The sequence below is a fragment of the Pseudonocardia zijingensis genome (assembly GCF_042657305.1).
In the GTDB taxonomy this organism is placed as follows: Bacteria; Actinomycetota; Actinomycetes; order Mycobacteriales; family Pseudonocardiaceae; genus Pseudonocardia; species Pseudonocardia zijingensis.
On sequence record NZ_JBHSKO010000058.1, the window covers coordinates 1 to 5318 of the forward strand.

Consider the following 5318-nt stretch of genomic DNA (forward strand, 5'->3'; position numbering starts at 1 on the left):
GATGGTGTGCGGGTGTCTCTTGAGAACTCAACAGTGTGTCGAGCTTGTTCATGGACTGGTTTTGTGCCAGTTTGAACATTAAGTCGTCGAGGCCCCGTCCTCGGCGCAATTGTAGGGCCAGTTTTTGTTGGAGAGTTTGATCCTGGCTCAGGACGAACGCTGGCGGCGTGCTTAACACATGCAAGTCGAGCGGTAAGGCCCTTTCGGGGGTACACGAGCGGCGAACGGGTGAGTAACACGTGGGTGACCTGCCCTCAGCTCTGGGATAAGCCTGGGAAACTGGGTCTAATACCGGATATGACCTGCTGTTGCATGACAGTGGGTGGAAAGTTTTTTCGGCTGGGGATGGGCCCGCGGCCTATCAGCTTGTTGGTGGGGTGATGGCCTACCAAGGCGACGACGGGTAGCCGGCCTGAGAGGGCGACCGGCCACACTGGGACTGAGATACGGCCCAGACTCCTACGGGAGGCAGCAGTGGGGAATATTGCGCAATGGGCGAAAGCCTGACGCAGCGACGCCGCGTGGGGGATGACGGCCTTCGGGTTGTAAACCTCTTTCGACCGGGACGAAGCGTGAGTGACGGTACCGGTAGAAGAAGCACCGGCCAACTACGTGCCAGCAGCCGCGGTAATACGTAGGGTGCGAGCGTTGTCCGGAATTATTGGGCGTAAAGAGCTCGTAGGCGGTGTGTCGCGTCGGTCGTGAAAACTTGGGGCTTAACCCTGAGCGTGCGGTCGATACGGGCATCACTTGAGTTCGGCAGGGGAGACTGGAATTCCTGGTGTAGCGGTGAAATGCGCAGATATCAGGAGGAACACCGGTGGCGAAGGCGGGTCTCTGGGCCGATACTGACGCTGAGGAGCGAAAGCGTGGGGAGCGAACAGGATTAGATACCCTGGTAGTCCACGCCGTAAACGGTGGGCGCTAGGTGTGGGGGCCATTCCACGGTCTCTGTGCCGCAGCTAACGCATTAAGCGCCCCGCCTGGGGAGTACGGCCGCAAGGCTAAAACTCAAAGGAATTGACGGGGGCCCGCACAAGCGGCGGAGCATGTGGATTAATTCGATGCAACGCGAAGAACCTTACCTGGGTTTGACATGCACTAGACGCGTCTAGAGATAGGCGTTCCCTTGTGGCTGGTGTGCAGGTGGTGCATGGCTGTCGTCAGCTCGTGTCGTGAGATGTTGGGTTAAGTCCCGCAACGAGCGCAACCCTCGTTCCATGTTGCCAGCGGGTTATGCCGGGGACTCATGGGAGACTGCCGGGGTCAACTCGGAGGAAGGTGGGGATGACGTCAAGTCATCATGCCCCTTATGTCCAGGGCTTCACACATGCTACAATGGCTAGTACAGAGGGCTGCGAGACCGTGAGGTGGAGCGAATCCCTTAAAGCTAGTCTCAGTTCGGATCGGGGTCTGCAACTCGACCCCGTGAAGTTGGAGTCGCTAGTAATCGCAGATCAGCAACGCTGCGGTGAATACGTTCCCGGGCCTTGTACACACCGCCCGTCACGTCATGAAAGTTGGTAACACCCGAAGCCGATGGCCTAACCCCTTGTGGGAGGGAGTCGTCGAAGGTGGGACCGGCGATTGGGACGAAGTCGTAACAAGGTAGCCGTACCGGAAGGTGCGGCTGGATCACCTCCTTTCTAAGGAGTCCACCGTGTTGGTGGGGTTGACCGGCCTGTGGTTTGGGTTGGTTCTCCTTCTTCGATGAATGTCATGCCCTGTGGTTGTGTTGTTGTGGGGTGTGGCGCTGGGTGGAACATAGAGCTCAGTTCGTGAACGTGATGGGTTCGGCACACTGTTGGGTCCTGAGGGGACACCGGGCCACTTGGTGGTGGGTGTCGTCTTTGGCCCCTGGCCTGGATCGTCTAACGCCTCACTGTGTTGGGGTGGTGGTGGTCGTGGTGGGTTGGGGTGTGGTTGTGTGTTGAGTGTTGCATAGTGGATGCGAGCATCTTGTTGTGAATAAGTGTTTAAGGGCACATGGTGGATGTCTAGGCATCAGGAGCCGATGAAGGACGTGGGAGGCCGCGATAGGCCTCGGGGAGCTGTCAACCGAGCTGTGATCCGAGGATTTCCGAATGGGGAAACCCGGCACCCGTCATGGGGTGTCACTCATGCCTGAATTCATAGGGTATGAGGGGGAACGTGGGGAAGTGAAACATCTCAGTACCCACAGGAAGAGAAAACAACCGTGATTCCGTGAGTAGTGGCGAGCGAAAGCGGATGAGGCTAAACCTTGGTCGTGTCAAGCCGGCAGGCGTTGCGGCTGGGGTGTTGTGGGATTTTCTCGTGGTGGTGCTGCCGCGCTGCCGAGGCTGTTGGTTCGTGTTAGTGGAAGGCCTCTGGAAAGGGTCGCCGTAGTGGGTGATAGCCCCGTACACGAAAATGCGTTCCGCGGTCTGGAGATTGTTCCCGAGTAGCAGCGAGCTCGTGGAATTTGCTGTGAATCTGCCGGGACCACCCGGTAAGCCTAAATACTCCCTGATGACCGATAGCGGACTAGTACCGTGAGGGAAAGATGAAAAGTACCCCGGGAGGGGAGTGAAATAGTACCTGAAACCGTGTGCCTACAAGCCGTCAGAGCCTTTGGGTGATGGCGTGCCTTTTGAAGAATGAGCCTGCGAGTTATGCTTCGTGGCGAGGTTAACCCGTGTGGGGTAGCCGTAGCGAAAGCGAGTCTGAATAGGGCGTGTAGTCGCGGGGTGTAGACCCGAAGCGGAGTGATCTACCCATGGCCAGGGTGAAGCGTCGGTAAGACGTCGTGGAGGCCCGAACCCACCAGGGTTGAAAACCTGGGGGATGAGCTGTGGGTAGGGGTGAAAGGCCAATCAAACTCCGTGATAGCTGGTTCTCCCCGAAATGCATTTAGGTGCAGCGTCGTGTGGTGGATGCCGGAGGTAGAGCACTGGATGGGCTAGGGGGCCGACAAGCTTACTGAACTCAGCCAAACTCCGAATGCCGGTATTTCTAGCGCGGCAGTGAGACTGCGGGGGATAAGCTTCGTAGTCGAGAGGGAAACAGCCCAGATCACCGGCTAAGGCCCCTAAGCGTGTGCTAAGTGGGAAAGGATGTGGGATCGCCCAGACAACCAGGAGGTTGGCTTAGAAGCAGCCACCCTTTAAAGAGTGCGTAATAGCTCACTGGTCAAGTGGTCCTGCGCCGACAATGTAGCGGGGCTCAAGCACACCGCCGAAGCCGTGGCAATGCCACATTAGATCCGCTTCCTTCCTTTGGGAGGGTTGTGTAGTCGTGGTGTTGGGTAGGGGAGCGTCCTGCATCCAGTGAAGCGGCGGGGTGACCTAGTCGTGGAGGGTGTGGGAGTGAGAATGCAGGCATGAGTAGCGAATGCAGAGTGAGAACCTCTGCCGCCGAATGACCAAGGGTTCCTGGGCCAGGTTAATCCGCCCAGGGTGAGCCGGGACCTAAGGCGAGGCCGACAGGCGTAGTCGATGGACAACGGGTTGATATTCCCGTGCCCGTGGCAGTGCGCCCGTGCTGAGGCCGGTGATGCTAACCATCCGAACCCGCTTGCTGGCCTTCGGGCTGGCTTGTTGGGGGAGCGTGGGATCCGATCCGGTAGTAGGCAAGCGATGGGGTGACGCAGGAGGGTAGTCCCGCCAGGCGGTGGTTGTCCTGGTGTAAGCCTGTAGCCCGACATGTAGGCAAATCCGCATGTCTGCCTTTGATGGCGAGGGTGAGAGGTGATGCGTAGCCGATTGAGGCGAAGTAGGGTGATCCCATGCTGCCGAGAAAAGCCTCTAGCGAGTGCTGTTGCGGCCCGTACCCTAAACCGACACAGGTGGTCAGGTAGAGAATACCAAGGCGATCGAGTGAACTGTGGTTAAGGAACTCGGCAAAATACCCCCGTAACTTCGGGAGAAGGGGGGCCGGAGGCTCTGAAGCTCTTCGCGGGCTAGGGGCAGCCGGCCGCAGAGACCAGGCCCAAGCGACTGTTTACTAAAAACACAGGTCCGTGCGAAGTCGCAAGACGATGTATACGGACTGACGCCTGCCCGGTGCTGGAACGTTAAGAGGACCTGTTAGCTCTTCGGGGCGAAGCGGAGAATTTAAGCGCCAGTAAACGGCGGTGGTAACTATAACCATCCTAAGGTAGCGAAATTCCTTGTCGGGTAAGTTCCGACCTGCACGAATGGCGTAACGACTTGGGCGCTGTCTCGACCACAGACTCGGCGAAATTGCACTACGAGTAAAGATGCTCGTTACGCGCGGCAGGACGGAAAGACCCCGGGACCTTTACTACAGCTTGGTATTGGTGCTCGGTTCGGCTTGTGTAGGATAGGTGGGAGACTGTGAAGCTGTCACGCTAGTGATGGTGGAGTCGTTGTTGAAATACCACTCTGGTCGAATTGGGTGTCTTAACCTCGGGCCATGATCTGGTTCAGGGACAGTGCCTGGTGGGTAGTTTAACTGGGGCGGTTGCCTCCCAAAGTGTAACGGAGGCGCCCAAAGGTTCCCTCAGCCTGGTTGGCAATCAGGTGTTGAGTGTAAGTGCACAAGGGAGCTTGACTGTGAGACTGACGGGTCGAGCAGGGACGAAAGTCGGGACTAGTGATCCGGCACCTCCTGGTGGAAGGGGTGTCGCTCAACGGATAAAAGGTACCCCGGGGATAACAGGCTGATCTTGCCCAAGAGTCCATATCGACGGCATGGTTTGGCACCTCGATGTCGGCTCGTCGCATCCTGGGGCTGGAGTAGGTCCCAAGGGTTGGGCTGTTCGCCCATTAAAGCGGTACGCGAGCTGGGTTTAGAACGTCGTGAGACAGTTCGGTCCCTATCCGCCGCGCGCGCAGGAGACTTGAGGAAGGCTGTCCCTAGTACGAGAGGACCGGGACGGACGAACCTCTGGTGTGCCAGTTGTTCCGCCAGGAGCACGGCTGGTTGGCTATGTTCGGAAGGGATAACCGCTGAAGGCATCTAAGCGGGAAGCTCGTTCCAAGATGAGGTCTCCCACCACCTTTGCGTGGTTAAGGCCCCCAGCAGACCACTGGGTTGATAGGCCAGAGATGGAAGCCCTGTGAGGGGTGGAGTTGACTGGTACTAATAGGCCGAGGGCTTGTTCATGACGAGTTGTTTGCATCCACTGTGCGACCCTGAGCACACAACCAGGGTTGCTCGAATTGAATACGCTTGAATTCACCGGATATTGTTGTCGGTGGTTTTGGCGGAGGGGGAACGCCCGGTCCCATCCCGAACCCGGAAGCTAAGCCCTCCAGCGCCGATGGTACTGCACTCGCCAGGGTGTGGGAGAGTAGGTCGCCGCCGACATTCAACGTGTTCAGTGGGCCCCCGCC

The 5318-nt window shown here is 58.0% G+C and carries 3 rRNA genes; all 3 read left to right on the plus strand.

Annotated elements, in window-relative coordinates:
- Positions 1-124 precede the first annotated feature (124 nt).
- Positions 125-1646: ribosomal RNA gene (locus ACFPL3_RS41785) — 16S ribosomal RNA — on the plus strand.
- 320 nt (positions 1647-1966) lie between these two features.
- Positions 1967-5088: ribosomal RNA gene (locus tag ACFPL3_RS41790) — 23S ribosomal RNA — on the plus strand.
- Between the two features lie 87 nt (positions 5089-5175).
- Positions 5176-5292, plus strand: a 5S ribosomal RNA gene (gene rrf, locus ACFPL3_RS41795).
- The 16S, 23S and 5S rRNA genes sit together here, the layout of an rRNA operon.
- Positions 5293-5318 lie beyond the last annotated feature (26 nt).